We start from the raw sequence: 26,452 nt of genomic DNA, 5'->3' as shown, positions 1-26,452 counted from the left end.
ATGACATCCCCTGACTCAACGCCCGATGACACCTCGTCCACCGAGGCGTCGGTGCCGCTCATCGAACTGCGCGGGGTGGGTAAGAGCTACGGCAACATCGCGGCGCTGCACGGAATCGATCTGCGCGTCGGGGCCGGTGAAGTCGTCTGCGTTCTGGGCGACAACGGTGCCGGGAAATCAACCCTGATCAAGATCATGGCCGGACTGCACGGGCAGTCCGAAGGTCAGCTGCTCGTCGACGGCGAACCGACGTCCTTCGGCTCGCCCAAGGACGCGCTGGACAAGGGCATCGCGACGGTCTACCAGGACCTCGCAGTGGTATCCCTGATGCCGGTGTGGCGCAACTTCTTCCTCGGCCAGGAGTTGCGCAGAGGCAGAATACTCAAATCCCTCGATATCGACGCCATGCGCGCAACGACCATCGACGAACTCGGCAAGATCGGCATCGATCTGCCCGACGTCGACGCCCCGATCGGCACCCTCTCCGGCGGACAACGACAGTGCGTGGCCATCGCCCGCGCCATGTTCTTCGGTGCCCGCGTTCTCATCCTCGACGAACCGACCGCCGCACTGGGAGTCAAGCAGTCGGGCATGGTTCTGCGCTACATCGCAGCAGCACGGGAGAAGGGCCTCGGCGTCGTGTTCATCACGCACAATCCACACCACGCGTACCTCGTCGGAGATCACTTCGTCCTGCTCAACCGCGGCAGACTGACACTCGACCGTGCACGCGGCGACATCACACTCGACGACCTCACCACCGAGATGGCCGGGGGCCAGGAACTCGCTGCCCTGACCCAGGAACTCGGTCGCTGAGCGTCGGGGAAGGGTGAGAAACCGGCACGAGCGGTAGACCAGCGGTAGCGGTGCCCGAGGGTGGCACCGGACGAAGGGGTCATCGGATTCTTCGCCGCGCAGATCGACAGTCTCATCGTCGGCCGCGGTGTGACGGGTTCGAGCGCGTTCGTCCGAGCGGTGAAACGACAAGCGCCCCATCGCATTCGCGAAGGGGCGCTCGTCGACTTTCGGGCAGTGAGTGCTAGCGAGCGAACAGCAGTGCGCGCTTGACTTCCTGAATCGCCTTGGTCACCTGGATGCCACGAGGGCAGGCGTCGGTGCAGTTGAAGGTGGTGCGGCACCGCCACACACCCTCGACATCGTTGAGGATGTCCAGACGTTCGGTTGCACCCTCGTCACGGCTGTCGAAGATGAACCGGTGGGCATTGACGATGGCGGCCGGACCGAAGTAACTACCGTCGCTCCAGTACACCGGGCACGAGGTGGTGCAGCATGCGCACAGGATGCACTTGGTGGTGTCGTCGAACCGGGCACGGTCCGCTGCGGACTGGATCCGCTCGCGGGTCGGCTCGTTACCCGTCGTCATCAGGAACGGCTTCACGGCGCGGAACGCGTCGAAGAAGGGTTCCATGTCGACGATGAGATCCTTCTCCACCGGCAGGCCCTTGATGGGCTCGATGGTGATGTTCAGCGTCTTCGACGAGTCCTTGGGGAGCATGTCGCGCATGAGCACCTTGCAGGCGAGACGGTTGACACCGTTGATACGCATCGCGTCACTGCCGCAGACACCGTGTGCGCAGGAACGGCGGAACGTCAGTGTGCCGTCCAGGTAGCCCTTCACGTACAGCAACAGGTTGAGCAGTCGGTCGGTTGGCAGGGTGGGGACCTGGAAGGTGTCCCAGTGCTGGCCTTCACCGCTCTCGGGGTTGAAGCGCGCGATCTTGAGGTTCACCATCACCGCGCCGTCGGGGACGGGAGGCAGATCGGACTCGGACTTCTTGTCCAGTGTGGGTGCGCTCATATCAGTACTTCCGCTCCATCGGCTCGTAGCGGGTTTGGATTACCGGCTTGTAATCCAGGCGAATCTCGGTGAGCAGACCTTCGCCCTCTTTGTAGGCCATGGTGTGCTTCATGTATTCGGCGTCGTTGCGGTCGGGGTAGTCCTCGCGAGCGTGACCGCCGCGCGATTCCTTACGGTTGAGTGCACCGACCACCGTGACCTCGGCCATCTCCAACAGGAAGCCGAGTTCGATGGCTTCGAGCAGGTCGCTGTTGTAGCGCTTGCCCTTGTCGGTGACCGTGATGTGGTTGTACCGCTCCTTGAGGGCCCGGACGTCCTTCAGGGCAGTCTCGAGTCGTTCCTCCGTACGGAACACCGACGCGTTGTTGTCCATCGACTGCTGCATTTCGGAACGGATGTCGGCTGCGCGCTCGTGACCGTGGTCGGAGAGGATGAGCTCTAGCCAGTCCTGCACCATCTTCGCCGGCTCCTCGGGGAGCGGGGTGAAGTCGACCGAGTTGGCGTACTCGGCGGCTGCGATGCCGGCCCGGCGCCCGAAGACGTTGATGTCGAGCAGCGAGTTGGTGCCGAGACGGTTGGCCCCGTGCACCGACACGCAGGCACATTCGCCTGCGGCATACAGACCCGGAACGGTATCGGTGTTGTTGCGGAGCACCTCACCGTGAATCTTGGTGGGGATGCCGCCCATCACGTAGTGGCACGTGGGGTAGACGGGCACCGGCTCCTTGACTGGGTCGACGCCGAGGTAGGTTCGCGAGAACTCCATGATGTCGGGGAGCTTCTCGTCGAGCACTTCCTCGGGGATGTGCGTGACGTCGATGTAGACGTAGTCCTTGTTGGGGCCGCCGCCGCGTCCCTCCAGTACCTCGAGCACCATCGAGCGCGCCACGATGTCGCGGGGCGCGAGGTCCTTGATCGTCGGCGCGTAACGCTCCATGAAGCGCTCACCCGACTCGTTGCGCAGGATGCCGCCCTCGCCGCGGACCGCCTCGGAGATGAGGATGCCCAGACCTGCGAGGCCGGTCGGGTGGAACTGGTGGAACTCCATGTCTTCCAGGGGAAGTCCCTTGCGGAAGACGATGCTCATTCCGTCGCCGGTGAGGGTGTGTGCGTTCGAGGTGGTCTTGTAGATCCGGCCCGAGCCACCAGTGGCGAAGATGATCGACTTGGCGTGGAAGATGTGCAACTCGCCGGTGGCGAGCTCGTACGCGATGATGCCGGTGGCGACGGGACCGTCCTCGGTCTCGGTCAGGCACAGGTCGAGTGCATAGAACTCGTTGTAGAACTCGACGTCGTGCTTGACGCAGTTCTGGTAGAGCGTCTGCAGAATCATGTGGCCGGTACGGTCGGCGGCGTAGCAGGCGCGACGCACAGGTGCCTTACCGTGATCGCGGGTGTGACCACCGAAGCGTCGCTGATCGATCTTGCCCTCGGGCGTGCGGTTGAACGGCAGGCCCATCTTCTCGAGATCGAGAACGGCGTCGATCGCTTCCTTGGCCATGATCTCCACGGCGTCCTGATCGGCGAGGTAGTCGCCGCCCTTGACGGTGTCGAACGTGTGCCACTCCCAGTTGTCCTCTTCGACATTGGCCAGAGCGGCGCACATGCCGCCCTGAGCGGCGCCGGTGTGCGAGCGCGTGGGGTAGAGCTTGGTCAGTACGGCCGTGCGAGCGCGAGGTCCCGCTTCGATCGCGGCACGCATACCGGCACCGCCTGCGCCGACGATCAGTACGTCGTAACGATGTTCCTGCATGTAAGCGTCAGTGTCCTTAGCTCGCCGAGATGTTGGGATCGAAGGTGAAGATGACGTAGGTGCCGACGCCCATGATCAGGATCATCGACAGCACCAGCAGCGTGGTCAGCCAGAATCGCGTCGAATCCTTGCGTGAGTAGTCCGCGATGATCGTGCGAAGGCCGTTGCCGCCGTGGAGCTGAGCGAGCCACAGCATCGTCAGATCCCAGAACTGCCAGAACGGGCTGGCCCAACGGCCGGCCACGAATGCGAAGTTGATGCGGTGCACGCCGTCGTCGAGCATCAGCATGATGAACATGTGTCCGAGCACGAGCACGATCAGTGCCAGTCCGGAGAAGCGCATGAACAGCCATGCGTAGAGCTCGAAGTTGCTCTTGCTCTGGCGTCGCGGTGAACGCGGGTTGGCCAAGCTGGCCGGACGGTCGTAGTTCGTGCCGAGGACCTTGGCCTCGGGACCCTGCGTCGACATCAGTGACCACCCGCCGTGAACATGTTGTAGAAGATTCGTCCCGCGCCGGGGATCATGACGACGAGCCAGATGATTGCGATGACCCACAGCATCGGCTTCTGGTACTGCGGTCCCTTGGACCAGAAATCCACCAGCATCACCCGAATGCCGTTCAATGCGTGGTAGAGGACTGCGGCGACGAGGCCGATCTCCATCAGGCCGACCAGGGGCGTTTTGTACGTCTCGATGATGGAGTCGTACGTTTCGGGGTTGACCCGAACCATCGCCGTGTCGAGGACATGGACGAACAAGAAGAAGAAAACCAAGACGCCTGTGATTCGGTGTAGGACCCAGGACCACATGCCCGGATCCCCGCGGTACAGGGACCGCTTGTGCTCCTTGACCGGAGCGGCTTCCGTCGTGCTACTCATCGAGTGCAATGCCTCCAACGTCGTTGGTGGACGCTTCGAGCCCGGTAGCCGGTGTTGCCCTGGCTCGATTTGTCGCGATTCGGCCCTAGTGCTGGTTGTACTAGCCGCTTGACAGAAACTGTAAACCCATTCGAAACGCGGAACTAATTCGACTCGAGGTTCGTACGCGATCGAAATTCGGTATTAGGTTTGCCTTCCCAATTCGGACACCAGGATCGGGGCAGTTCTCTGCATCAATTCAGACAGCGTGATTGGATGGGGAACCATGGACGAAATCGACTGGAATGCGTTGCGCGACAGTGCCCATGATGCGATGCGTCATGCCTACGCCCCCTATTCGAACTTTCCGGTCGGTGCGGCAGCACTCGTGGACGACGATCGAATAGTCACTGGGTGCAATGTGGAAAATGTCTCATACGGATTGGGCCTGTGCGCCGAGTGTGGGTTGGTCTCGAACCTGCACTCCACCGGCGGTGGCACACTCGTGGCCTTCTCCTGCTGCGATTCTCGTCGTGAGATCCTGATGCCGTGCGGTCGGTGCCGTCAGCTGCTGTTCGAGTTCGGTGGCCCGGACCTGCTCGTCGACACCACCTCGGGACCACGTCGGCTGGCAGAGTTGCTCCCGGACGCATTCGGTCCCGACAACCTCGACGAAGGACGCGTGAACAACCATGCCTGACGCAGTATCGATCATCAGCGCCAAGCGCGACGGTCGCGTTCTCGACGACGAGCAGATCCAGTGGGTGATCGCGGAGTTCACCCGCGGAACTGTCGCACCGGAACAGATGTCGGCACTGGCGATGGCAATCCTGTTGCGCGGGCTGTCCCGTCGGGAGCTCGGTACGTGGACCGAGGCGATGATCGCGTCGGGTTCGCGGATGGACTTCTCCACGTTGCCGCTGCCCACCGTCGACAAGCACTCGACGGGTGGGGTGGGAGACAAGATCACGTTGCCACTTGCTCCCCTCGTCGCGGCGTGCGGAGCGGCAGTTCCACAGTTGTCGGGTCGAGGGCTCGGCCACACCGGAGGAACGCTCGACAAGCTCGAGTCCATCCCCGGGTGGCGAGCAGATCTGACCGGCGAACAGATGCACCGCATCCTGGCCGATCCGGCGGTCGGGGCGGTGGTGTGCGCCGCCGGTGCGGATCTGGCTCCGGCCGACAAGAAGCTCTACGCCCTGCGCGATGTCACCGGAACCGTCGAGTCGATTCCGTTGATCGCCAGCTCGATCATGAGCAAGAAGATCGCCGAGGGCACCGGCGCATTGGTGTTGGACGTCAAGGTCGGTGCCGGTGCGTTCATGAAGAACATCGAGGACGCGCGCGAACTCGCCACCGCGATGGTCGAGCTCGGAACCGATGCCGGCGTGCGCACTCTGGCGGTGCTGACAGCGATGGACACCCCGCTCGGACTCACGGCGGGCAACGCGCTCGAAGTGCAGGAGTCGGTCGAGGTCCTCGCCGGAGGCGGTCCCGCCGACATCGTGGAGCTGACGATCACGCTGGCACGAACGATGCTCGCAGCAGCAGGCATCGAGGGCATCGACCCGGCCGACAAGCTCGCCGACGGTTCGGCGATGGACCGGTGGCGGACGATGATCGCCGCGCAGGGCGGCGACCCCGATGCCGCACTGCCGACTGCCCGTGAGAGTCAGGATTTCACCGCAACCACGGACGGCGTCGTCACGGGCGTGGACGCGATGGGCGTCGGACTTGCGGCGTGGCGGCTCGGGGCAGGCCGCGAGCGGCAGGGCGAACCGGTGCAGAGTGCAGCCGGTGTGCGGTTGCATGCCAAGCCCGGCGATCGAGTGCGGGCAGGCGACCGGCTGGCGACGCTCTACACCGATACCCCCGAGCGGTTCGAGTATGCGCAACAGGCCCTGGAGACCACCTGGGAGATCGGTGCCACGGCCCCCCAGGTGCGACCTCTCGTGATCGACCGCATCGGGCAGTAGCGGCTCAGATCAGGTTGCCCGCCTCGGTCAGTACGCCGCGCAGAATCTGTTCCATGTCGTCGAACTCCTTCTGCCCGCAGATCAGCGGCGGTGCCAGCTGCACCACCGGGTCGCCGCGGTCGTCGGCGCGGCAGTACAGCCCGGCGTCGAACAGGGCGGTGGACAGGAAGCCTCGCAGGATGCGTTCCGATTCGGCGTCGCTGAACGTCTCCTTCGTGGTCTTGTCCTTCACCAGCTCGATACCGTAGAAGAATCCCTCGCCGCGCACGTCACCGACGATCGGCAGGTCGTGCAGTTTCTCGAGCGTCGCGCGGAACGCCGGTGCGGTCTCCGCGACGTGCGCGTTGATGCCCTCGCGCTCGAAGATGTCGAGATTGGCCAGGGCAACGGCAGCGGAGACGGGATGGCCGCCGAAGGTGTAACCGTGCGCGAAGCTGGAGGTGCCGTCGTCGAACGGCTCGAAGAGCTTGTCGGAGGCGATCAGTGCGCCGATGGGTGAGTAGCCCGAGGTCATCCCCTTCGCGCACGTGATGATGTCCGGTACGTAGCCGAAGTCGCTACAGGCGAACATCGATCCGATCCGACCGAAAGCGCAGATGACCTCGTCGGAGACGAGCAGAACGTCGTAGCGGTCGCAGATTTCACGGACCCGCTCGAAGTATCCGGGCGGGGGAGGGAAGCAGCCGCCTGCGTTCTGAACCGGCTCGAGGAACACTGCGGCAACCGTATCCGGTCCCTCGAATTCGATGGCCTCCGCGATCCGGTCCGCAGCCCAGATTCCGAACGCCTTCGGATCGGTGTCCAGGGGCGCGGCGGCGCGGTAGATGTTGGTGTTGGGCACTCGGAACGCGCCGGGAGTCAGCGGCTCGAAAGGTTCCTTGAGCGCAGGGATTCCGGTGATGGCCAGAGCGCCCTGCGGGGTGCCGTGATACGCGATCGATCGCGAGATCACCTTGTGCTTGCCGGGCTTGCCGACCTTCTTGAAATACTGCTTGGCGAGCTTCCATGCACTCTCGACCGCCTCACCACCGCCGGTGGTGAAGAAGACGCGATTGAGATCGCCCGGGGCGTAACCGGCGAGCCGCTCGGCGAGCTCGATCGCAGGTTCGGTGACGTACGACCACAACGGGAAGAACGCCAACTCCTTCGCCTGCTTCGCGGCAGCCTCGGCCAATTCGTCACGGCCGTGTCCCACCTGCACCACGAACAGGCCGGAGAGACCGTCGATGTAGCTCTTGCCGTTGGAGTCCCAGATGGTCGAGCCCTCACCGCGGGTGATGATCGGGGGAGTGATCCCTGCCCCGTGGCGAGTGAAGTGGCCCCACAGATGCTTGGCTGCGGAGGCGTCGAGTTCGGCGGTCGTTCTTGTCATCGGGTTCCCCAATTGTATTGCTGCTTGACGAGTTTGAGATAGACCAGCGTTTCGGTGCTGGTGACACCGTCGAGACTTCGGATCTGTTTGTTCAGGATCTGCAGCAGTTGTTCGTCGTTCTCGCACACCACTTCCACGACGACGTCGAACGAGCCTGCGGTGAGGACCACGTAGTCGATGGCGTCGATCGCCGACAACTCCTCGGACAGCGCGTAACTGTCGCCGGTGCATTTGATGCCGATCATGGCCTGTCGCTCGAATCCGACCTGCACCGGATCGGTCACCGCGACGATCTGCATGACGCCGGAGTCCGTCAGGCGCTGAACTCGTTGGCGGACAGCCGCTTCCGAGAGTCCGACGGCTTTGCCGATGGCGGCGTAGGAGCGACGCCCGTCCTCCTGAAGTTGTTCGATGATCGCCTTCGAGACGTCGTCGAGTGCGATGGGCGGTTGCTCGGGCATGGGTCGATCTTGTCACTGTCCCGGTGGAAAACACAACCCTTCGACGATGAAAAACGTATTGATTGTCGACCTGTACAACAGAATCAGTTGTTCAAGTGCCGAAAAACGAGAGAATCAGTGGACTGGCCGGTACTGTGCAGGCATGGCGAAAATACCCGGATGTTGGATCGCTGGACGCGCGGTCGACGGCAGTGGTCAGCGATATGCAGTCGACGATCCAGCGACCGGCGCTGTCGTCGCCGAGCTCGGTCTGGCTACGGCTGACGATGTCGATTCAGCGCTCGCCCAGGCGCGTTCGGCCCTGTCGAGTTGGTCCACCGCCACGCCCGCGCACCGCAGTACGGTACTGGCGGAACTGGCTCGGCTGGTCGCCTCCGAGGCCGAGAACTTCGCAGCGGAAGAAGTGGCGCAGACCGGTAAGGCAATCCGGCTGGCGACGGAATTCGACGTTCCGGGCAGCATCGACAACATCGAGTTCTTCGCCGGAGCGGCGCGGCACCTGGACGGCAAGGCCGCAGCGGAGTACTCCGGTGAGCACACCTCCGCCGTTCGCCGCGACGCCGTCGGAGTGGTCGGGTCGATCACCCCGTGGAACTACCCGCTGCAGATGGCGGTGTGGAAGGCGATGCCCGCGCTGGCGGCCGGGTGCGCAATCGTCCTCAAGCCCAGCGAACTCACCCCGCTCACCACCTTGCGGTTGGCGCGCTTGGCCACCGAAGCAGGCGTGCCCGACGGGGTCTTCAACGTCGTCACCGGAACCGGGATCGACGCAGGCGTCGCGCTGTCCTCGCATGCGTCCCTTGACCTGATGACCTTCACCGGTTCCACTCCCGTCGGCAGGCGCGTCATGGCCCAGGCCGCCGAGCACGGCACGCGGGTGCAGCTCGAGCTCGGCGGCAAGGCACCGCTGGTGGTGTTCGAGGACGCAGACCTCGAGGCCGCCATCCACGGAGCCGTCGCGGGGTCGTTGATCAACGGCGGTCAGGACTGCACGGCCGCCACTCGCGCCATCGTTGCCGAATCCCTGTACGACGATTTCGTCGCCGGAGTCGCCGAGTTGATGGACCGCGTCGTCGTGGGAGACCCGACCGATCCGGCAACCGACATGGGCTCGCTGATCTCCATTGCACACCGAGATCGGGTGGCGGCGATGGTGGATCGCGCTCGCGACAGCGGAGCCAGGATCGTCACCGGAGGTCGCGTCCCGGCGGGCTCTGGTGCCTTCTACCCACCTACTCTGATCGCCGATGTCGGAGAGCAGGACGAGATCTATCGCGAGGAGGTGTTCGGTCCGGTGCTCACGGTGTCGAAGCACCACGGGGACGACGATGCGATCCGGCGCGCCAACGACACCGAGTTCGGTCTCGCTGCCTCGGCCTGGACCAGGGACGTGTACCGCGCGGGCCGGGCGACGCGAGAGATCGCGGCAGGGTGCGTGTGGATCAACGATCACATCCCGATCATCAGCGAGATGCCGCACGGCGGGTTCGGTGCGTCGGGATTCGGCAAGGACATGTCGAGCTATTCGCTCGACGAATACCTCACCGTCAAACATGTCATGACCGACATCACGGGTGTGGCCCGAAAGGCCTGGCATCGAACGGTGTTCGCTGCGGCCGGTCCCGACGTCGAGGAGGGCGTCCGATGAGTGGGGTATGGGCAACCGCACCCACCGCTCGCGGCGTGGCGATGGTGGCGAACGCACAGCCGGAGTCCTACTGGCTCGACCGTCCCGAACGCCCCGCACCGCGGACCCGGCACACCGGCTCGACGTCGGCGGATCTGGTGATCGTCGGCGGCGGCTTCACCGGCCTCTGGGCGGCACTGCACGCGGCCGAGGAGAACCCGGACCGATCGATCGTGGTACTCGAGGGTGCCCGCATCGCCGACGGCGCGAGCGGACGTAACGGCGGATTCTGCGCCGCCAGCCTGACCCATGGGTTCGGGAACGGGCTCGATCGTTACGCCGACGAGCTTCCTGAGCTGCTACGCATGGGAACCGAGACACTCGATGCGATCTGCGCGACCGCGGCAAGGTACGGGATCGACGCCGATATCGAGCGCACCGGGGAGCTCGATATCGCCAACTTCGACTGGCAGGTCGGCGAACTGCAGGAACTCGCCGTCGAGGCCGAGCGGTTGTCGCAGCCGATGGAGTACCTCGACGCGGCCGCGGCGCAGTCCCGGATCACCTCACCGATGGTGCGCGGTGCACTCTTCGATCCAGATGTCGCGATGATCGACCCGGCCAAGTTGGCCTGGGGCCTGGCCGATGCGGCCGAGTCGCTCGGCGTTCACCTTCACGAGAACACCCGAGCGCTGTCGATCGGCAAGTCCAGCAACGGCATTCGAGTGAAGACGGGCTACGGCACGATCGAGGCCGCCAAGGTGCTGCTGGCCACTTCGGCATCGAAATCGTTGCGCCGCAAACTCCGCCATTGGATCGTTCCGGTGTGGGACTACGTGATCATGACCGAGCCGCTGACGCCCTCGCAGCTCGCCGACATCGGCTGGTCCGGCCGCGAAGGGTTGGCCGATTCCGGCAACAGATTCCACTACTTCCGGTTGACGGCAGACGACCGCATCCTGTTCGGCGGCTGGGACGCGCACTACTTCTACGGCAGTGACACAGACCCACGCCGAACCCAACATCCCGAAGAATTCGCATTGCTCGCCGAACACCTGCTGCAGATGTTCCCGAGCCTCGAGGGCATCCGCGCCACCCATGCCTGGGGCGGAACGATCGATACCTGCTCGCGGTTCAGCGCGTTCTGGGATCTCGGCATGAACGGACGGGTGGCCTCGGTGGCCGGGTTCACCGGACTCGGCGTCGGCGCGTCGCACTTCGGGGCCCGCACCGCCCTCGATCTGCTCGATGGCAAGGACACCGACCGGACACGCCTGAACATGGTGCGCAGCATGCCACTGCCGTTCCCGCCCGAGCCTTTCAAGTCGATCGGCATCAACATCACTCGCGCAGAGCTCGCCCGAGCCGATCGCAACGGTGGCCGAAAAAGTCTGTGGCTCAAGGGGATGGATGGGCTGGGTCTCGGCTTCGACAGTTAGAGCGGCCGCGCCGCACGTGCACGGAAACTCGACCTCTGCTACGAGCTTCTGCTCACGTGCGGCGAAGCCGCTCTAATCGTGCGGAACGACGACCACCGGCACCGGAGCGGCCCGCAGAATTTTCGCTGCACTCGATCCGAGAAACACCCGCTTGGGAGTTGCCAGTCCACTCGAGCCGAGGAACAGCACATCGCCCGGTGCCCACTCGAGATTTCCCATCGCCTCGTCCAGCGTCGACCCGTCGGCGACCACCGACTGCAGTCCCTCGATATCGGGGAGACTGCGCACTGCGAGATCGAGATTGTGCTGCGCGACAGCGACCTGTCGTCGCCGGGTGTCCAGCGCTGTCTCGTCACTCGGCACGGCGGTCGACTCGAGCGAGACCAGTGACACCAACCGCACCGGCACGTGCGCCGCGCTGGCAAGAGTGATGGCGAACGGCAGCGGATTGGAGGCGGAGTCCCGAGTGGGGACGGCTACGGTCAGGTCGGTGACCGGTGCATTCGAGAGCCGGTAGCCCCGAGGAGCAAGTGCCAGCGGCACCTGCGACGCATGCAGCAGTTGACTGGCGACCGACCCGATCGAGTGCCGGTTCAGCAGGCCGTCACCGGCACCGCCGACGACGATCATGTCGGCATCGGTGTTCACCGCGAAGTCGATCAGGGCGCGAGCGAACGACTCGTCGGTGAGCACGTGCGTGGTCACCTCGATGCCCGACGGCACCTGGGCGGCTGCGTCGTCCACCCAGCCTCGCGCCTGGGCGTGGAGAACTTTCCGGTACGGCCCGCTTCCTTCCATGACAGGGTCGTCGACCGACATGACCAGCACGATGTCGATGGAGGCGTCGAGCGCACGGGCGAGGGCGGTGGCCAGGGCTACGCCGTCGTCGCCGCTGGGAGTGGCGAGGTAGCCGACGGTGATATTCATCAGGTGCGGTCCTTCTCTTCTAGTAAGTGTCCGGAACCTTGACTTCGGTGGACGCGGTGAGTGTCTTGCCTTGGAAGAAGTCCCGGTTGCCCACGAAGCACAGCAACATCAGCGGAATGCCGAGTACCAGCATGCCGACACCGAGGACGAACACACCGCCGATCGGTCCGTAGACGGTGTAGCCGTAGTCGGGTTTGATCATGTCCACTGCGCTCTGCACGAACGCCCACGTCATGGACAGTCCGCCGAGAAGAGGAAAGATGCCGCGCATGAACAGGTTTCGGGCGGAGGAGAACAAGGTCCGGCGGAAGTACCAGGTGCATGCGTATGCAGTGATGCCGTAGTAGAAGGCCACCGCGAGACCGAGAGATGCCACCGAATCCTGCAGCGCGTTGGCACTGACGAAGGTGAGTACCAGATAGAACATCAGGGCTGCGGCACCCATCACCAGCGTGCCGAAGCCGGGCGTCATGTACTTGGGGTGCACGCTGGCGAAGCGCTTCGGGATTGCTTCGTAGACGGCCATCGACAGCGTGCCACGGGCGGTGGGCAGGATGGTCGTCTGTGTCGAGGACAGCGCCGAGATGGAGACCGTCAACAACAACAGCGACGCGGCGATCGATCCGGCGACCGGATCGCCGAGAATGCTGAGCACATCGTCGACGTTGTCCGGATTGTTCAGCCCGATCCCGGTATCGCCGAAGCCGGCAAAGGACTGCACGGCGTATCCGACGAGCACGTATGTCGCGACCAGAATGAGCGTGGTCATCACCGCGGCGCGTCCCGGGGTCTTCTCCGAATCCTTGGTTTCCTCGCCGACGGCCAGGCAGGCGTCCCATCCCCAGTAGATGAAGATGCACAGGATGATGGCCTGGGCCGCGTCGGACATCGTCACCCCTGTCGGTACCAACCAACTGAGCTGCGGCGTGATGGCCTGCGGCCCTGCGGTGCCGGTCCCCACTTTGACCAGCGCCGTCACCGACACGCCGATGAGCACCGCGAACTGCACGAAAATCAGTACGTTCTGCATGCGTTCGCTGATCAGGATGCCGCGAAAACTGACGTAGGTCATCGAGGCGATGAAGAACGAGCCGAGGGCCACCTTGGCCGCGGTGGACTCCGCCAACCCCGACAGTCCCAGAAACTCGAACAGGTAGATGGCTGCGATTTCGGCGACATTTGCGAGCACGATGATGGCCGACACGGCCAGCCCCCACCCCGCCATCCAACCGACCCAGGGGCCGAACGCCTTGGTGCCCCACGTGAAGGACGTTCCGCAGTCCGGCGTGTCGCGACCGAGTTCACGGTAGGCGAACGCGGTGAGCAGCATCGGAACGAAAGCAACGAGAAACATCGAGGGCGCTTTGTCCCCGACGGCGAGGACGACGTACCCGAGGGTGGCCGCCAGGCTGTAGGCCGGGGCGACCGCCGACAACCCGATGACGATGTTGCCGACCAACCCGAGAGCTCCGGTGTTGAGTCCTTTACCGGCAATGGTGTTCGGCGGTTCCGCAGTGGACATAGGTCTCTCCGAGGTTCGAGTCGACCGAGTGCGTCGGAGGGTGCCCGACAGAAACGGTCGAGTGCAGTGGATGAAGACTACGATTTCCGTCGCGAAAATGCGGTGTATCGACGGATTTGTTTTCCTCTGAGTAACAATGCAACGAAATAGGTCGCAGAAATGGCGCTGTTCGCGGGAATCCGCGGACTCGCCGAGGGATTCCGGCAGACGCGCGTGCGCGCGGACTGCACGATACCGTCGACACATGAGCACCACGGAGAACATCCAGTCCTCGATCGGTGGCAGTGCGCCACTCGATCTCCCGTCGATCAGGACCGCTCCGAAGGCGTTGCTGCACGACCACCTCGACGGCGGCCTACGCCCCCAGACCGTGCTGGAACTGGCCGAGGAGTGCGGCTACGACGACCTCCCCGCCACCGACGGCCCGGCATTGGGCGCGTGGTTTCGCGAGTCCGCGGACAGCGGCTCGCTCGTGCGCTACCTCGAGACGTTCGCGCACACCGTGGCTGTGATGCAGACCCCGGAGGGACTGTTCCGGGTGGCGCGCGAATGCGCCGAGGATCTCGCCGACGACGGCGTCGTGTACGCCGAAGTACGCTTCGCGCCCGAACAACATCTCGAACGCGGCCTGACCCTCGACGAGGTCGTCACCCACACCCTCGCAGGATTCGAGGCAGGAATCTCCGCGGCCGCGGTACGAGGCAAGAGCATCACGATCGGCACCTTGCTCACCGCGATGCGACATGCTGCCCGATCGCGCGAGATCGCCGAGTTGACGGTTCGGTTCCGCGATCGCGGGGTGGTCGGGTTCGACATCGCCGGTGCCGAAGCGGGCTTTCCTCCCAGCCGACATCTCGACGCCTTCGAGTACATGCGGGCGAGCAACGCCCATTTCACCATTCATGCCGGAGAGGCGTTCGGTCTGCCGTCGATTCAGGAAGCGGTGGCGTTCTGCGGTACCGACAGGCTCGGTCACGGGGTTCGAATCACCGACGACATCACCCTCGGCGCCGACGGCACCCCTGAACTCGGCTTGCTGGCCGCCTACGTGCGTGACACTCGGATGCCGCTCGAGCTCTGCCCGAGCTCGAACGTGCAGACCGGTGCCGTCGAGTCCTTGGCGACTCACCCGTTCGATCTGCTCGCGCGACTACGCTTCCGGGTCACCGTGAACACCGACAATCGACTGATGAGCGATACGTCGATGAGCCGCGAGATGGTCAAGCTCGTCGAGACCTTCGGCTACGGGTGGAGTGACCTCGAGCGGTTCACCATCAACGCGATGAAGTCCGCCTTCCTGCCGTTCGACGAGCGGCTGGCGCTGATCGACGACATCATCAAGCCCGGGTACGCCGTCCTGATCGGCTGATCTCGAACCCGCGACCGGCGCTACTTCTTGCGTAGACGGCTCTCGAACTCGCGCTCGAGCGTGCGCCATGCCTCGGCCTCCACGGCGAACGGCGCGCTCGGCGCGAGCCGATCCGGAGTCGGTTCGAGGGTGTAGGAGACGTACCAGCCCAACGGAGTCGATGTGGCGAGCGCCTCCTCGACCGAGTTGTCGCCGGCGAAATCGGCTGCATCGGTGAACAATTCGACGGCCAGGTCCAGCTGGTCGGCATCGACTTCGGTGGGGCCTTCGGCGAGATCATCGGCCAATCCCGGCAGCACGTACACGTTGTCGTCGGTGATCTGGATATCGAGAGAGCCGTCGATGGCGGCGGTCTGGATGTCGGAAAACGTGCTGACCTGCGCGAGATCATGGTCGTGATCGTCGGCGAGATACCGGGCCAGTGCCCGCTCGGAGCCGAACACGCTGATAGCGCCGCCGCGCCCCAGGAACACCGGCTTGTCGCCGAGATAGCAGCGCAAGGTGTAGAGCGTGTCGTCCGAGGTGATGATCCGAATCGGATCGATACCGACGGTGGTCCAGAACGTCTCTTCGGCAGCGGCCGCAGCGATCGGATCACGATCGACGTCCTCGATATCGTCCTCGTCCTCGTCCTCGTCGGAATCGTCCTCGTCGTCCGAATCGGCGTCGTCCGTCGCATCGTCGACGTCGACGGCATTCCCGGCCGCCGCGGTGAGCTCGGCTTCGGCGACGGCAACCGCCGCGGGGTCGACGTCGGGGGAGGTGACGATGGCGTCGACGGCATCGAGCACGTCGTCCCAGTGCTTGGCGACCGCTGCTCCGATTCGGTCCCACAACTCGGTTCCCTCGCGCCCGAGGAAGTTCTCGACGCCTCCGCCGACCGCACCGACGAAGGAATTGCTACCGAAAAAGCTTGTGATCGGACGCAGTTCGCACACATCGCCGATGGCGGACACGATGCCGAAAGTTCCTTGCAGTTCGGCGAGGACATCGGCTTCGGGGTCCGAGGCGACCAGTTCCGGCACCGCCACCAGATCGAAGCGATGCATATCCTCGGGCTCGAGCTCGTGCGCCGCCAGCGCGGAGACCACCGTCCACGAGGGATGGTCGACGAGATCGTTGTCGTCGTCGGACCTGACGAATGCCGCGAGCTCTGCGACGGTCGAGAATCCGTACAGATCGTCCTCGTGTCCGAGGAATGCCTCCCACTCGTCGTCGCCTTCTCGCCACTCCGGTGCCCACAGTGTCGAGAAGTCACCAGCGGTGAGACCGAGTTCGATCGGGATGATGTCTCCAGCCATGGCGCGAAGCCTATCTCAGGAGTCTGTGAACGAACCCTGCAGACTTTGCAGGATCGCCTCGCGCTGGTCGAGCGCCGCAGCGGCGGCCTGCGCGGCCGCTGCGGTGATCGTCGACGCGAGTGCGTGTGCGGCAACCGATCCGAGATTCTCGGCGAGTTCGAGTTCGACCATCGCGCCCGATCCATCGGCCACGACGGTCACCAGCCCGTTCGGCGAGGTGAGGCGAACTCTGATGCCGTCCAGGCGCTCGTTGGCCTCGTGCAGCGCATCCAACCGTTCTCGAGCGGCACCGACCAGAGCATCGAGGGCGGTGGCGTGGGCGGCCGTCATACCTGCTTCAACCAACTGGTGGGGGCGAAGTCCTCGGCCAGGTCCTTGTTGGCGTCGGCGGCAACCTGGGCGCTCGTGGGCAGTCCGAGGCGATCGAGAACGTCCACCGGGACACCGTCCTCGGCCAGCAATGTGCGGCGCTCGGCGCGGGCTGCGGCGGTGGCCCGCTCACAGTGCTGCAGAATATTCGCTGCCAATGATCTTCCACCGTAACGCATTTCGCGCTCGTCGATGGCGATTGCGATCGGTAGCCCGTGCTCGGTTGCGCGCACCGTCACCGATCCGGATCGGGTCCCCGATACCGCACTGACGACGGTGGGGATCGAGTCGTTCATTGCCTGTCTCTCATTCGGTACGGCTCTCATTCGGTTGGACGGAAGAAGCCTTTGAAGCCCATCCCGCTGTTGGTCGTTCTGATCGGTCCGACCTGTACCGGGTCCCCTGCCTCCACGAGCTGGCCATTGCCGATGACCATGGCCACATGCCCGTCCCAGACCGCGAGGTCGCCGGGCATCACCTCACCCGCTGTGACAGCCGAACCGATGTCCTGATCCTGAGCCAGGCGGGGGATCTCGACGCCCTGCTGCGCGTACGCCCACTGCGTCAATCCGCTGCAGTCGAGCCCGCTGCCCGGTGTCGTGCCGCCCCAGGAGTACGGCACGCCCTGTTGCGTCAGTGCACTGCGGACGGCTCCGGCGGCCTCGGCGTTGGGTGCGGTGACGATACTGCCGTCGGGTAGCCGTATCGAGACTCCTCGGTCGGTGCTGTCGGCAGTTCGGGAGGGGTCGGTGCCCGGGCTGCCCAGGTAGTTGTGTGCACCGCCGATATTCGGCGACTCGGCCGCGGTACCAGGAGAAGAGACGGACTGCGCAAAAGTTCTCGCCAGCTTCTCACCGGCCTCGATCACCTGCGAGGTCGCAGGTGAGGTCATGAGATTCCTGGGCGAGCCGGAGGCAGGAGGCGGTCCGGATCCCACGGGCGCGGGCACGATCGGCGGCGTGGCGAGTGCGCCGACTTCGGCTGTGTGCACGGCCAGTTCGGCGCGGACGCGGGCCACCACCACGAGGGCACGTTCCAAGTGCTCGATTGCGGCCGAGATCACCATGCTCTGCCCCACCGGGGTGCCGATGATCGGCCCGGCGGCCAGTGCGATGCCCACGAAAGACTGCACTATTGCCTGGAGTTCGAGGAAACCCTGGTTGGTGTCGCGACAGGCCCGATCGACGACGGCAGCGATGTCCTCGGCGTGGTCCGCCAAGGCGATAGCGCTGGTGTGTGCGTTCTCGGCATATCGAATGGCTGCGTCGGCGGCGTCACCGTTCCACTCGGTGGCGAGCTCGGTGATGGCAACCCGGCCGAGTTTCTGCGCTGCGTCGATGGCCGCCGAGGACATGCGTAGTACGTCGGCGGGGCCTCCGCTCGGCAGTGTTCCGTTTCCGAAGGCTCCGAGCAGATCGACGATGGGGCGCGCCAGCAGATCTATCACGGCCGCTACCGAGCGTCCGGCCTGATTGCGGTACCCGAGGCCGCGACTGTGGCACCGGTGCCGGCGTCGGTGAGGGCATACGAGACCGCAGATGCGGTGGCGGCAGAACCGATGCTGGCCACCGCTCCCGCCAACCGCACCACCGCATCGGTGTGCGCCAGATGGGTGCCGGAGACGGCACCGAGAAATTCCTGGCCGATCAGGCCGAAGACCGGTGCCAGCACAGCGGGACCGCAGGCAGCGGCGGCAGCGCCCGCTGCGGCGATCTGATCGGCCATGGTCGACGCCACCGCGCTGTATGCGAGCACCCCCTCGTTGTCGACGACGAGTTCGGCCATCAGTGCCCCCTGAAGATGCGTTCGGTCACGGTCGCCGAGTGCGACGCCCACTTGGTTCGACGCGGATGCACTCGATTCGGTTCCCCTGGCTTGCCGATCCGTGCCACCCCGTGAACCCAACTCCCGAGGTCCTATTCTTGACTGTATGGAAACACACGTGGTCGACCACCCACTGGCCGCAGCCCTGCTCACGACGATGCGCGACGAGCGCAGTGACAACGCCACGTTCCGATCGGCTCTGCGTCAGCTCACCAACATGCTGGTCTACGAGGCCACCCGCGACGCAGACATCGACACCTTCGAGGTTCGGACCCCGGTAGCGGTGACCGAGGGCACCAGACTGGCTCGCCCGCCGTTGCTCGTCCCCGTGCTGCGAGCGGGTCTGGGCATGGTCGAAAAGGCCAGCAGCCTGATCCCGCAGTCCCGCGTAGGTTTCGTCGGAATGGCCCGGGACGAGCAGACACATGAGCCCGTTCCGTACATGGAGTCCCTGCCCGAGGATCTGTCGCAGACTCCGGTGTACGTACTGGACCCGATGCTGGCCACCGGTGGCTCGATGGTCCACACGATCGAACTTCTCGTGGGCCGCGGCGCAGCGGACGTCACGGCCATCTGTGTCGTTGCCGCTCCGGAAGGGGTTGCCGCGCTGGAAAGCTCGGGTCTGCCGGTGCGACTGGTCGCCGCGAGCATCGACGATGGTCTCAACGACGACGCGTTCATCGTTCCCGGGCTCGGTGACGCCGGCGATCGTCAGTTCGGTCCGCGCTGACCCCCTCTGTCGCAGGTCGATTGGTCCTGGGCGTCTCCTGGCCCTCGGAAACGTCACCTGCACCGCGCCCGAGATTGCGGGTGCTCGACGTCGACACCGAGCAGCTCGAGTTCCAGGAACTGGTCGGCCGCAGGCTCGGCTTCCGTGCGCCGGGTCCGGCGACCGATCGGTACTGCACCGGGCGCATGGCCTTTCGGTCGGACGGCCCGCCGCGCTACGTGCCGTGCCCCGGCCGCGAGAGGGCCGTCGCGTCGGGGCAGTGCGCGACGTGCGCCGACAAAGACAGCTTTCGGTTCGTACACACCGTGCATCGCAGCGGATTCGTCTCACCTGATCTGGAAAAGCATGTGATGCAACCACACTGGCTGTATCTGGCGGCATTCGCCAACGGCACCTTCAAGATCGGGACGGCGGCGGACACCCGCAAATGGGGTCGGCTCGCCGAGCAGGGCGCCATCTGCGCGCAGTACGTCGCTCACGCCGACGACGGAAAAGCCGTCCGGGTGGCCGAGGATCTCGTGACCGAAGCAATGGGGCTTCGGCAGGCAGTGCGCTCCGCAGCGAAAGCCGCATCGCTGTGCCTGCCGATCGATGTCGACAAGCTCGAGTCCGCCACCGCGCACCGGGCACAGCAGGTTCGCGAGATGCTGACCGCCGCCGGCATCTCAGGGTGCACCCCGATCGACGAGCGCTGGATACCGCCCGTGGGCCGCGAGGCGCTGAGCGCGAATATCAGTCGCGTCGGATATCCCGCGGACATCGCGACCGGATCTCACGGACTCGAGATCGAGACATGCGTCGGGCAGGCGGTGATCGCCACCGTCGGCGGCGAGACCTATGTCGTGGATCTGGCCCCGCTGAAGGGGCGGCGCATCGAATTCGGGGAGTTCGACTCGGACTTGCCTGCGGTGCAGTCGGCGTTGTTCTGAGCTCTAGAGCTGCTGAGCGAAGGTGGTCAGCTGGGTGAGGACCTCGGCTGCTGCCGCCCGGGCCCGGTCCAGGCCATCTCGGTTCTCGACCTGTTCGACCACTTCGAGGTAGGCCTTGAGCTTCGGTTCGGTTCCGGAAGGGCGCACGATCACCCGCAGGCCAGGGCCACTGATCTCCACTGCGTCCGTGCGCAAGTGGTCTTCGCGCCGGCTGTAGTCGCTGACGGTGACCTCGCGGCCAGCCAGGTGTGTCGGCGGCTCACTGCGCAACCGGTGCATCATGTTCGAGATCTCGGCCAGGTCCACCACTCTCCGCGAGACCTGCGCACCGAGGTGCACGCCGAATTCGACCGCGAGGTCGTCGAGCACGTCGAGCAGACTGCGGCGGTCCTGTTTCAGCGCGGACGCCAAATCCGCGAGCACGACAGCCGCTGAAATGCCGTCCTTGTCGCGCACCACATTCGGATCGACGCAGTGTCCGATCGCCTCCTCGTACGCGTACACCAGGCCGTCACCGGCACGAACCAGCCATTTGAATCCGGTGAGGGTGCGGGCGTAGCGGGCACCACGCGCCGGGGCGAGCGCGGAGAGCAGTTGCGAGGAGACGATCGTGTTGGCCACCAGGGAGTCCGGGGGAGCGTCGTGGAGCAGATGATTCGCGAGCAACGCTCCGGTCTCGTCACCGGTCAACATCCGCCATCCGTCCGGCCCCTCGATCCCGACCGCGCAGCGATCGGCGTCGGGGTCGAGCGCAAGGGCGATATCGGCATCGACCTCGGCCGCCAACGCCAGTACCGCGTCGGCGGCGCCGGGCTCCTCGGGGTTGGGGAAAGCGACGGTCGGGAACGCCGGGTCCGGCTCGTACTGTTCGGCGACCACGTGGACATCGCGAAAACCCGCGCCGCGCAGAGCTGCCGTCGCGAGCTCGCCGCCGACGCCGTGCAGCGCGGTGAGCGCGATGCGGATCCCCCGTCCCGTCGAACGAGGCAGTGCAACAACGGAATCGAGGTAGCGTGCAGCGATGTCGGATCCGCTGGGTTCGACGATCGTGCGGGGGATGTCGGCGGCGTCCGCGGTGTCGGCGATGAGCGCTTCGATCTCGGCGTCACTCGGCGGGATCAGCTGTGAACCGCCGCGCAGATACACCTTGTATCCGTTGTCCGCGGCGGGGTTGTGCGACGCGGTGATCTGTACGCCGAGTTCGGCATCGCGCGCTCGCACGGCGAATGCAACAACGGGAGTCGGAAGTGGTCGAGGCAGCAGTACCACGGTGAAACCTTGGGCGGAAAAAGTCTCGGCGGCGGCGTACGCGAACTTCTCCGAGCCGTTTCTGGCATCGCGACCGACGATGACGGTCGACCCGCCGAGGCCCTTGTTCTTCAACCACTGCGCGATACCGGCGGAGGTCTTGACCACCACGGCCACATTCATCCCGTTGGGTCCGGCCCGCACCGGGCCGCGGAGGCCCGCGGTGCCGAAAGTCAGTGGCCCGCTGAACCGATCGGCGAGTTCGGCATCGGGCAGGCCGTCGAGTTCGTCCCGGGTCGCGGAGTTGGGATCGCCTGCGATCCAGCGCTGTACGCGTTCGGTGAGCTCCTCGGTCACAGCCGGGAGACCAATTCGTGCAGCAACGCGCCCATCCGGGCGGCGGAATCTTTGCCTGCCGCGAGTACTTCGGCGTGATCGAGGTGCTCACCGGTCATTCCGGCGGCAAGATTGGTCACCAACGAGATGCCGAGCACACGAGCGCCCTTCGCGCGCGCCGCGATCGTCTCGTGCACCGTCGACATGCCGACCAGATCTGCTCCGAGCGTGCGCAACATCCGGATCTCGGCCGGGGTCTCGTAGTGGGGGCCGGGCAGGCCCGCGTAGACGCCGTCTTCCAGCGAGGGATCGATCTCGGATGCGAGCGCGCGGAGTTCGGGGGAGTACGCGTCGACCAGATCGACGAACTCGGCACCGATCAGGGGCGAGCGCGCGGTGAGGTTGAGATGGTCGGAGATCAGCACGGGTTGCCCCACACTCATGCCGTCGCGGATGCCGCCTGCGGCGTTGGTCAGCACCACGGTCGTGGCACCTGCGGCGATCGCGGTGCGCACGGGGTGCACGACGCGGCGAAGGTCGTGTCCCTCGTAGGCATGCGTGCGACCCTGCAGTAGCAGCGTGTGCGTACCGCCGACGTCCACCGAGGTGATTGTGCCCGAGTGGCCCGACGCCGAGGGCGGTGCGAACCCGGGCAGGTCTGCCATCCGGACGGTAGCCGTGGGGGTGCCGAAGACATCGGCTGCTGCCTGCCAGCCGGAACCGAGGACGATCGCCACGGAATGGGTGTCGATTCCCGTTGCCGAGGCGAGCGCCTGAGCGGCGGTGCGTGCAGCCGCTTCGGGATCGGTCACGGGATCGGTCTCATGTGCGTCGGTGATTGCCACGAGTAACAACAGTAGGAGATCGACGCCGCGGATGTGCGACCGATCGAAGTTACTGTTGGGTAGTATCCGCTGCATGCCTTATCTCGAACGCGACGGCGACGTCCACATCCTGTTCCTCGGTGCCAGGGACGGCGCGGACAATCCCGAGAACCGATTCAACCCGGAGTGGATCGACGCCACCCACGCGTTGCTCGACGAGGTCGAGGCATCGACCGGCCCGGCAGCGCTGGTCACCACGTCGGCGGGCAAGTTCTACAGCAACGGTCTCGACACCGACTGGGTGTTCGCCAACCTCGGCGAGATCACCTGGTACCTCGACCGAGTGCACACTCTCTACACCCGGCTGCTCGCGTTTCCGATGGCCACCGTCGCTGCCGTGCAGGGGCACGCATTCGGCGCGGGCGCGATGTTGGCCACCTCCCACGACTTCCGCATCCAACGCGTCGATCGTGGGTTCTACTGCCTACCCGAGGTGAACCTGAACATGCCGTTCACCGTGGGGATGTCCGCATTGATCAACTCCCGGCTGCCCAAGCAGACCGCTGTCGAGGCGATGACGACCGGACGTCGGTACGGCAGTGCAGACGCCCTCGCTGCCGGAATCGTCGAGGCGACGGCACCGGAGGAATCGCTGCTGTCCGACGCGGTGGCGAAAGCCGGCGCGCTCACGAGCACTCGCGGTGCGAACCTGGCGGGCATCAAGACTCGCATCCACGTGGATCTGCTGGCCGCCCTGAACACCGCGACCGACGACAGCAACTTCAGCTTCGGTAAGTAGCAAGACGGTACAGCTGTTCCGACAGTCGGCCGCGCTAGTGACACACTGTCTCTCGTGATCGACGAATCGAACAGTGCCGACGTGGGCGACGCGATGGACCGTGCCCTCGCTGCGGCAACCGAGGAAGTCCTCGCACTCTCGCACTCGATTCATGCCGAACCCGAGCTGGCGTTCGCCGAACATCGCAGCGTCGCGAAAATCCTCGACACGCTTCGAGCACACAGCTTCGAGATCGAGACGAACGTCGCGGGCCTGGACACCGCTTTCACCGCGTCGTTCGGAAGCGGCGATCTGGTGATCGGAATCTGTGCGGAGTACGACGCCTTGCCCGAGATCGGTCATGCGTGCGGGCACAACATCATCGCGGCCTCGGCCGTGGGTGCTGCACTCTCGCTCGCTCCGGTCGCAGATGCCCTCGGGATCACCGTGCGGGTACTCGGCACACCTGCCGAGGAGACCGGCGGCGGCAAGGTGCTGATGCTCGAGCGTGGAGTGTTCGACGGCATCGGTGCGGCGCTGATGGTCCATCCGGGGCCCTTCGACATCGTGGGTGCGACGTCGCTGGCCCTGGCCGATATCGCCGTGCAGTTCACCGGCCGCGCCGCGCATGCGTCGGCCGCCCCGGAGTGGGGAATCAATGCAGGCGACGCGGTCACCATCAGCCAGGTGGCGCTGGGTCTGTTGCGGCAACACCTGGAGCCGGGCCAGCAGTTTCACGGAATCGTCAGCGACGGCGGTGCCGCCCCGAACATCGTTCCCGGTCATGCCGAGTTGCTGTACTACCTGCGTGCCAACACCACCGAGTCGCTCGAGACGCTGACGAGGAAGGCGTTCGCGTGTTTCGAGGCCGGGGCCGTGGCTACCGGGTGTACACACGAGATTCGGACGGTGTCACCGACCTACGCGGCCTTGACGCCCGATTCGTGGCTGGTCGCGGTATTTCGTCAGGAGATCGAAGCGCTGGGCCGTTCGCCCTTGGCTCCGGAGTTGGAAGGATTTCGCCCGTTGGGCAGTACAGACATGGGAAACGTGAGCAATGTTCTACCCGGTATCCATCCCGTCGTCGGGCTCGATGCAGGCGGGGCGGTGACGCATCAGCCGGAGTTCGCCGCGGCCTGTGTCACCGAATCGGCCGACCGTGCATTGTTGGACGGCGCACTCGGTCTCGCTCGAACTGCCGCGAAGGCGGCTTCCGATGCCGATACCCGCGCGCGCCTGCTGGACGGCGTGAGTGCACGAGCGGCGGCCCGCACATGAGCGCGGGAGAAGACGTCACGATCGGGGTGGACGCTCGCGAGGCTGCGATCGATCGGTGGATCGGTGATCACACGGAGGACCTGTCGCTGTGGCGTCGGCACATCCACGCCCATCCGGAGCTTGCTCGACGCGAATTCGCCACCACGTCGTTCGTGATGGATCGGCTCCAAGCGGCCGGTCTGTCGCCTCAGCCGCTCCCGGGCGGAACCGGGTTGATCTGCGATATCGGACCCGACGGGCCCCGGGTCGCGTTGCGAGCAGACATGGACGCGCTGCCACTGCAGGAGAACACCGGTGCCGCCTATTCCTCGACGGTCCCCGGGGTGTCGCATGCATGCGGGCACGACGCGCACACCACGGTGCTGCTGGCGACCGGGCTCGCGTTGGCGTCGTTGCCGAACCTGCAATTCGGGGTCCGATTGATCTTTCAGCCCGCCGAGGAGGTCATGCCGGGCGGTGCCCTCGATGCGGTGGCCGCGGGTGCGCTCGACGGAGTCACGAAAATCTTTGCGCTGCACTGTGATCCGAGACTTCAGGTGGGGCAGGTCGGCATGCGGGTCGGTGCGATCACCTCGGCCGCCGACACGGTCGAGTTGCGGCTGGACTCGCCCGGCGGGCACACCTCGAGGCCGCACCTGACCACCGATCTCGTCTACGCGCTCGGCACCGTCATCACTGGCCTTCCCGGGATGCTGAGCAGGCGGGTCGATCCGCGCACCAGCACGGTCATGGTGTGGGGAGCGGTGGTAGCAGGTCAGGCTCCCAACGCCATTCCGCAGACCGGAATGCTGACGGGAACGGTGCGCACCGGTGACCACGAGACCTGGGCATTGCTCGAGCCGTTGGTCCGCGAGATCGTCACCGGGTTGCTCGCACCGACGGGTGTGAAGTTCGAGCTGCACTACCGCCGCGGTGTGCCCCCGGTGGTCAACGATCCTGTGTCCACCCATACCTTCGAGAAGGCGATCGCGAGGGTCGGGCCGAGCGCATTGGCCGATACGGCGCAGTCCGGCGGCGGTGAGGACTTCTCGTGGTACCTCGAACGAGTACCTGGGGCGATGGCTCGACTGGGGGTATGGCCGGGTACCGGACCACAACTCGACATCCACCAGCCCACGTTCGATCTGGACGAGCGTGCACTGGCGGTGGGCGTGAAGGTGATGACCGCGATCGCGTTGGATCCGAACTGATGGTTCCGTCTCGGGGAGCTACGAGGCGGTACCAGGGCCGACGTTACGACTGTCGCGGGTTCGCAGGTCTCGCACGTATTCTGCTGGTGCACCGGCGATTTCGGCGGCTTCAGCCATGACGCCGAGGTAACGGGCCGAGGGCAGGCCGCCCTCGTAGGCGTCGAGCACGTACATCCATGCCAGAACCGGCTCGCCGCCGGTCTCGATTCGCAACCGGATCTTGCGGTGGATGCCGAGCTCGGAGCCCTCCCAGCGGTCGAGGCTCTGCTCGTCCTCGTCCGACACGTCGTAGAGCACCACGAAGACCTGTGACTGGGGATCTTCGACCACGGTGGCCAACGCGCCCTCCCAGCCGATGTCGCCACCGGCGAAGGTCAAACGCCATCCGTGCAGCCACCCGGTTCCGGAGAGGGGCGAGTGAGGGCATCGCTGCAACATCTGCTCCGGATGCATGTTCGATCCGTAAGCGGCATAAATTGGCACGTCGGCCAGCCTAAACCGTTCCGGGGCCCGTTGACGTGT

The 26,452-nt window shown here is 65.2% G+C and carries 27 protein-coding genes; 11 read left to right on the top strand and 16 right to left on the bottom strand.

Annotated elements, in window-relative coordinates:
* Positions 1-816, top strand: a complete 816-nt coding sequence (locus tag J1M87_RS21170; protein ID WP_206491721.1) for an ATP-binding cassette domain-containing protein — start codon at positions 1-3, stop codon at positions 814-816.
* 223 nt (positions 817-1,039) lie between these two features.
* Here J1M87_RS21170 and J1M87_RS21165 read toward each other — a convergent pair whose 3' ends face one another.
* From J1M87_RS21165 to sdhC, 4 genes are read right to left on the bottom strand one after another with little or no spacing between them, the layout of a single operon-like run.
* A complete protein-coding gene (locus tag J1M87_RS21165; protein ID WP_206491719.1) occupies positions 1,040-1,819 on the bottom strand; it encodes a succinate dehydrogenase iron-sulfur subunit in 780 nt (259 codons plus the stop codon).
* A gap of 1 nt (position 1,820) precedes the next feature.
* Positions 1,821-3,572, bottom strand: coding sequence for a succinate dehydrogenase flavoprotein subunit (sdhA, locus tag J1M87_RS21160; protein ID WP_206491717.1), 1,752 nt, complete (start codon positions 3,570-3,572; stop codon positions 1,821-1,823).
* Positions 3,573-3,588: 16 nt separating this feature from the next.
* Entirely contained in the window at positions 3,589-4,041 is a 453-nt protein-coding gene (locus J1M87_RS21155; protein WP_206491716.1) for a succinate dehydrogenase hydrophobic membrane anchor subunit, read from the bottom strand.
* A complete protein-coding gene (sdhC, locus tag J1M87_RS21150; protein ID WP_206491715.1) occupies positions 4,041-4,451 on the bottom strand; it encodes a succinate dehydrogenase, cytochrome b556 subunit in 411 nt (136 codons plus the stop codon). The genes J1M87_RS21155 and sdhC overlap by 1 nt, the downstream gene beginning before the upstream one ends.
* Before the next feature lie 265 nt (positions 4,452-4,716).
* On the opposite strand from sdhC, the gene J1M87_RS21145 reads away from it, so the two are divergent.
* Positions 4,717-5,130 (top strand): cytidine deaminase, encoded by a 414-nt coding sequence (locus tag J1M87_RS21145; protein ID WP_206491714.1) that lies wholly within the window; start codon positions 4,717-4,719, stop codon positions 5,128-5,130.
* Positions 5,123-6,406 (top strand): thymidine phosphorylase, encoded by a 1,284-nt coding sequence (locus J1M87_RS21140; RefSeq protein WP_206491712.1) that lies wholly within the window; start codon positions 5,123-5,125, stop codon positions 6,404-6,406. The genes J1M87_RS21145 and J1M87_RS21140 overlap by 8 nt, the downstream gene beginning before the upstream one ends.
* Before the next feature lie 4 nt (positions 6,407-6,410).
* Here the strand turns inward: J1M87_RS21140 and J1M87_RS21135 are convergent, their stop codons facing one another.
* Together J1M87_RS21135 and J1M87_RS21130 are read right to left on the bottom strand one after the other, a co-directional pair.
* Positions 6,411-7,778, bottom strand: a complete 1,368-nt coding sequence (locus J1M87_RS21135) for an aspartate aminotransferase family protein (protein ID WP_206491710.1) — start codon at positions 7,776-7,778, stop codon at positions 6,411-6,413.
* A complete protein-coding gene (locus J1M87_RS21130; protein ID WP_206491708.1) occupies positions 7,775-8,239 on the bottom strand; it encodes an Lrp/AsnC family transcriptional regulator in 465 nt (154 codons plus the stop codon). Before J1M87_RS21130 ends, J1M87_RS21135 begins: the two co-directional genes overlap by 4 nt.
* A 142-nt stretch (positions 8,240-8,381) precedes the next feature.
* Here J1M87_RS21130 and J1M87_RS21125 point away from each other — a divergent pair, with 142 nt between their 5' ends.
* Together J1M87_RS21125 and J1M87_RS21120 are read left to right on the top strand one after the other, a co-directional pair.
* Positions 8,382-9,887, top strand: a complete 1,506-nt coding sequence (locus J1M87_RS21125) for a gamma-aminobutyraldehyde dehydrogenase (protein ID WP_206491706.1) — start codon at positions 8,382-8,384, stop codon at positions 9,885-9,887.
* Positions 9,884-11,305: an FAD-binding oxidoreductase gene (locus tag J1M87_RS21120; protein WP_206491703.1), complete on the top strand. Its 1,422-nt coding sequence runs from the start codon at positions 9,884-9,886 to the stop codon at positions 11,303-11,305. Before J1M87_RS21125 ends, J1M87_RS21120 begins: the two co-directional genes overlap by 4 nt.
* 72 nt (positions 11,306-11,377) lie before the next feature.
* Here J1M87_RS21120 and J1M87_RS21115 read toward each other — a convergent pair whose 3' ends face one another.
* Complete coding sequence (locus J1M87_RS21115; protein ID WP_206491701.1) at positions 11,378-12,232, bottom strand: universal stress protein; 855 nt, start codon at positions 12,230-12,232, stop codon at positions 11,378-11,380.
* Positions 12,233-12,251: 19 nt separating this feature from the next.
* Positions 12,252-13,754: an APC family permease gene (locus J1M87_RS21110; protein ID WP_206491699.1), complete on the bottom strand. Its 1,503-nt coding sequence runs from the start codon at positions 13,752-13,754 to the stop codon at positions 12,252-12,254.
* Positions 13,755-13,998: 244 nt separating this feature from the next.
* Between J1M87_RS21110 and J1M87_RS21105 the strand changes: the two genes are divergently transcribed.
* The gene (locus J1M87_RS21105; RefSeq protein WP_206491697.1) at positions 13,999-15,123 is read left to right on the top strand and encodes an adenosine deaminase; all 1,125 of its coding nucleotides are present in this window, start codon (positions 13,999-14,001) and stop codon (positions 15,121-15,123) included.
* Positions 15,124-15,143: 20 nt separating this feature from the next.
* On the opposite strand, the gene J1M87_RS21100 is transcribed toward J1M87_RS21105, so the two are convergent.
* Genes J1M87_RS21100 through J1M87_RS21080 form a run of 5 tightly spaced genes read right to left on the bottom strand, consistent with a single transcriptional unit; the run spans position 15,144 to position 18,578 of the window.
* Positions 15,144-16,424 (bottom strand): primosomal protein, encoded by a 1,281-nt coding sequence (locus J1M87_RS21100; protein WP_206491695.1) that lies wholly within the window; start codon positions 16,422-16,424, stop codon positions 15,144-15,146.
* 15 nt (positions 16,425-16,439) lie between these two features.
* Positions 16,440-16,754 (bottom strand): YbaB/EbfC family nucleoid-associated protein, encoded by a 315-nt coding sequence (locus J1M87_RS21095; RefSeq protein ID WP_206491693.1) that lies wholly within the window; start codon positions 16,752-16,754, stop codon positions 16,440-16,442.
* Positions 16,751-17,089 carry a hypothetical protein gene (locus tag J1M87_RS21090; RefSeq protein WP_206491691.1) on the bottom strand — a complete coding sequence of 113 codons (339 nt, stop codon included), beginning with the start codon at positions 17,087-17,089 and terminating at the stop codon, positions 16,751-16,753. The genes J1M87_RS21095 and J1M87_RS21090 overlap by 4 nt, the downstream gene beginning before the upstream one ends.
* Positions 17,090-17,115: 26 nt before the next feature.
* The gene (locus tag J1M87_RS21085) at positions 17,116-18,240 is read right to left on the bottom strand and encodes a C40 family peptidase (protein WP_206491688.1); all 1,125 of its coding nucleotides are present in this window, start codon (positions 18,238-18,240) and stop codon (positions 17,116-17,118) included.
* Between the two features lie 5 nt (positions 18,241-18,245).
* Entirely contained in the window at positions 18,246-18,578 is a 333-nt protein-coding gene (locus tag J1M87_RS21080; protein ID WP_206491686.1) for a hypothetical protein, read from the bottom strand.
* Positions 18,579-18,723: 145 nt separating this feature from the next.
* Between J1M87_RS21080 and upp the strand changes: the two genes are divergently transcribed.
* Together upp and J1M87_RS21070 are read left to right on the top strand one after the other, a co-directional pair.
* Positions 18,724-19,347 carry a uracil phosphoribosyltransferase gene (gene upp, locus J1M87_RS21075; protein WP_206491684.1) on the top strand — a complete coding sequence of 208 codons (624 nt, stop codon included), beginning with the start codon at positions 18,724-18,726 and terminating at the stop codon, positions 19,345-19,347.
* An 80-nt stretch (positions 19,348-19,427) separates the two neighbouring features.
* Positions 19,428-20,276: a DUF2797 domain-containing protein gene (locus J1M87_RS21070; protein WP_307830895.1), complete on the top strand. Its 849-nt coding sequence runs from the start codon at positions 19,428-19,430 to the stop codon at positions 20,274-20,276.
* A gap of 3 nt (positions 20,277-20,279) precedes the next feature.
* Here the strand turns inward: J1M87_RS21070 and J1M87_RS21065 are convergent, their stop codons facing one another.
* Both J1M87_RS21065 and J1M87_RS21060 read right to left on the bottom strand, forming a co-directional pair.
* Positions 20,280-21,881, bottom strand: a complete 1,602-nt coding sequence (locus J1M87_RS21065; RefSeq protein WP_206491681.1) for a phospho-sugar mutase — start codon at positions 21,879-21,881, stop codon at positions 20,280-20,282.
* A complete protein-coding gene (locus J1M87_RS21060; RefSeq protein WP_241257301.1) occupies positions 21,878-22,780 on the bottom strand; it encodes a purine-nucleoside phosphorylase in 903 nt (300 codons plus the stop codon). Before J1M87_RS21060 ends, J1M87_RS21065 begins: the two co-directional genes overlap by 4 nt.
* On the opposite strand from J1M87_RS21060, the gene J1M87_RS21055 reads away from it, so the two are divergent.
* The 3 genes from J1M87_RS21055 (at position 22,779) to J1M87_RS21045 (ending at position 25,930) form a co-directional block, all read left to right on the top strand.
* Positions 22,779-23,483: an enoyl-CoA hydratase/isomerase family protein gene (locus tag J1M87_RS21055; RefSeq protein ID WP_206491679.1), complete on the top strand. Its 705-nt coding sequence runs from the start codon at positions 22,779-22,781 to the stop codon at positions 23,481-23,483. The genes J1M87_RS21060 and J1M87_RS21055 overlap by 2 nt on opposite strands.
* A 93-nt stretch (positions 23,484-23,576) precedes the next feature.
* Positions 23,577-24,740, top strand: a complete 1,164-nt coding sequence (locus tag J1M87_RS21050; protein ID WP_206491956.1) for a M20 family metallopeptidase — start codon at positions 23,577-23,579, stop codon at positions 24,738-24,740.
* The gene (locus J1M87_RS21045) at positions 24,737-25,930 is read left to right on the top strand and encodes a M20 family metallopeptidase (RefSeq protein ID WP_206491677.1); all 1,194 of its coding nucleotides are present in this window, start codon (positions 24,737-24,739) and stop codon (positions 25,928-25,930) included. The genes J1M87_RS21050 and J1M87_RS21045 overlap by 4 nt, the downstream gene beginning before the upstream one ends.
* Positions 25,931-25,948: 18 nt before the next feature.
* Here J1M87_RS21045 and J1M87_RS21040 read toward each other — a convergent pair whose 3' ends face one another.
* Entirely contained in the window at positions 25,949-26,413 is a 465-nt protein-coding gene (locus J1M87_RS21040) for a gamma-glutamylcyclotransferase (RefSeq protein ID WP_206491675.1), read from the bottom strand.
* Positions 26,414-26,452: the final 39 nt, after the last annotated feature.

The organism is Rhodococcus sp. KRD162 (genome assembly GCF_017168335.1).
Lineage (GTDB): Bacteria > Actinomycetota > Actinomycetes > Mycobacteriales > Mycobacteriaceae > Rhodococcoides.
This window is presented reverse-complemented; position numbering and strand designations above follow the sequence as displayed.

What these genes read in the sequence shown, in the direction of transcription:
- J1M87_RS21170 (WP_206491721.1), top strand. Translation starts at nt 1, where the DNA reads ATGACATCCCCTGACTCAACGCCCGATGACACCTCGTCCACCGAGGCG.
- J1M87_RS21140 (WP_206491712.1), top strand. Translation starts at nt 5,123, where the DNA reads ATGCCTGACGCAGTATCGATCATCAGCGCCAAGCGCGACGGTCGCGTT.
- J1M87_RS21095 (WP_206491693.1), bottom strand. Translation starts at nt 16,754, where the DNA reads ATGACGGCCGCCCACGCCACCGCCCTCGATGCTCTGGTCGGTGCCGCT.
- J1M87_RS21110 (WP_206491699.1), bottom strand. Translation starts at nt 13,754, where the DNA reads ATGTCCACTGCGGAACCGCCGAACACCATTGCCGGTAAAGGACTCAAC.
- J1M87_RS21055 (WP_206491679.1), top strand. Translation starts at nt 22,779, where the DNA reads ATGCCTTATCTCGAACGCGACGGCGACGTCCACATCCTGTTCCTCGGT.
- J1M87_RS21100 (WP_206491695.1), bottom strand. Translation starts at nt 16,424, where the DNA reads ATGGCTGGAGACATCATCCCGATCGAACTCGGTCTCACCGCTGGTGAC.
- J1M87_RS21105 (WP_206491697.1), top strand. Translation starts at nt 13,999, where the DNA reads ATGAGCACCACGGAGAACATCCAGTCCTCGATCGGTGGCAGTGCGCCA.
- J1M87_RS21145 (WP_206491714.1), top strand. Translation starts at nt 4,717, where the DNA reads ATGGACGAAATCGACTGGAATGCGTTGCGCGACAGTGCCCATGATGCG.
- J1M87_RS21155 (WP_206491716.1), bottom strand. Translation starts at nt 4,041, where the DNA reads ATGTCGACGCAGGGTCCCGAGGCCAAGGTCCTCGGCACGAACTACGAC.
- upp (WP_206491684.1), top strand. Translation starts at nt 18,724, where the DNA reads ATGGAAACACACGTGGTCGACCACCCACTGGCCGCAGCCCTGCTCACG.
- J1M87_RS21060 (WP_241257301.1), bottom strand. Translation starts at nt 22,780, where the DNA reads ATGCAGCGGATACTACCCAACAGTAACTTCGATCGGTCGCACATCCGC.
- J1M87_RS21135 (WP_206491710.1), bottom strand. Translation starts at nt 7,778, where the DNA reads ATGACAAGAACGACCGCCGAACTCGACGCCTCCGCAGCCAAGCATCTG.
- J1M87_RS21045 (WP_206491677.1), top strand. Translation starts at nt 24,737, where the DNA reads ATGAGCGCGGGAGAAGACGTCACGATCGGGGTGGACGCTCGCGAGGCT.
- J1M87_RS21120 (WP_206491703.1), top strand. Translation starts at nt 9,884, where the DNA reads ATGAGTGGGGTATGGGCAACCGCACCCACCGCTCGCGGCGTGGCGATG.
- J1M87_RS21125 (WP_206491706.1), top strand. Translation starts at nt 8,382, where the DNA reads ATGGCGAAAATACCCGGATGTTGGATCGCTGGACGCGCGGTCGACGGC.
- J1M87_RS21115 (WP_206491701.1), bottom strand. Translation starts at nt 12,232, where the DNA reads ATGAATATCACCGTCGGCTACCTCGCCACTCCCAGCGGCGACGACGGC.
- sdhC (WP_206491715.1), bottom strand. Translation starts at nt 4,451, where the DNA reads ATGAGTAGCACGACGGAAGCCGCTCCGGTCAAGGAGCACAAGCGGTCC.
- J1M87_RS21050 (WP_206491956.1), top strand. Translation starts at nt 23,577, where the DNA reads ATGGACCGTGCCCTCGCTGCGGCAACCGAGGAAGTCCTCGCACTCTCG.
- J1M87_RS21090 (WP_206491691.1), bottom strand. Translation starts at nt 17,089, where the DNA reads ATGAACGACTCGATCCCCACCGTCGTCAGTGCGGTATCGGGGACCCGA.
- J1M87_RS21130 (WP_206491708.1), bottom strand. Translation starts at nt 8,239, where the DNA reads ATGCCCGAGCAACCGCCCATCGCACTCGACGACGTCTCGAAGGCGATC.
- J1M87_RS21080 (WP_206491686.1), bottom strand. Translation starts at nt 18,578, where the DNA reads ATGGCCGAACTCGTCGTCGACAACGAGGGGGTGCTCGCATACAGCGCG.
- J1M87_RS21165 (WP_206491719.1), bottom strand. Translation starts at nt 1,819, where the DNA reads ATGAGCGCACCCACACTGGACAAGAAGTCCGAGTCCGATCTGCCTCCC.
- sdhA (WP_206491717.1), bottom strand. Translation starts at nt 3,572, where the DNA reads ATGCAGGAACATCGTTACGACGTACTGATCGTCGGCGCAGGCGGTGCC.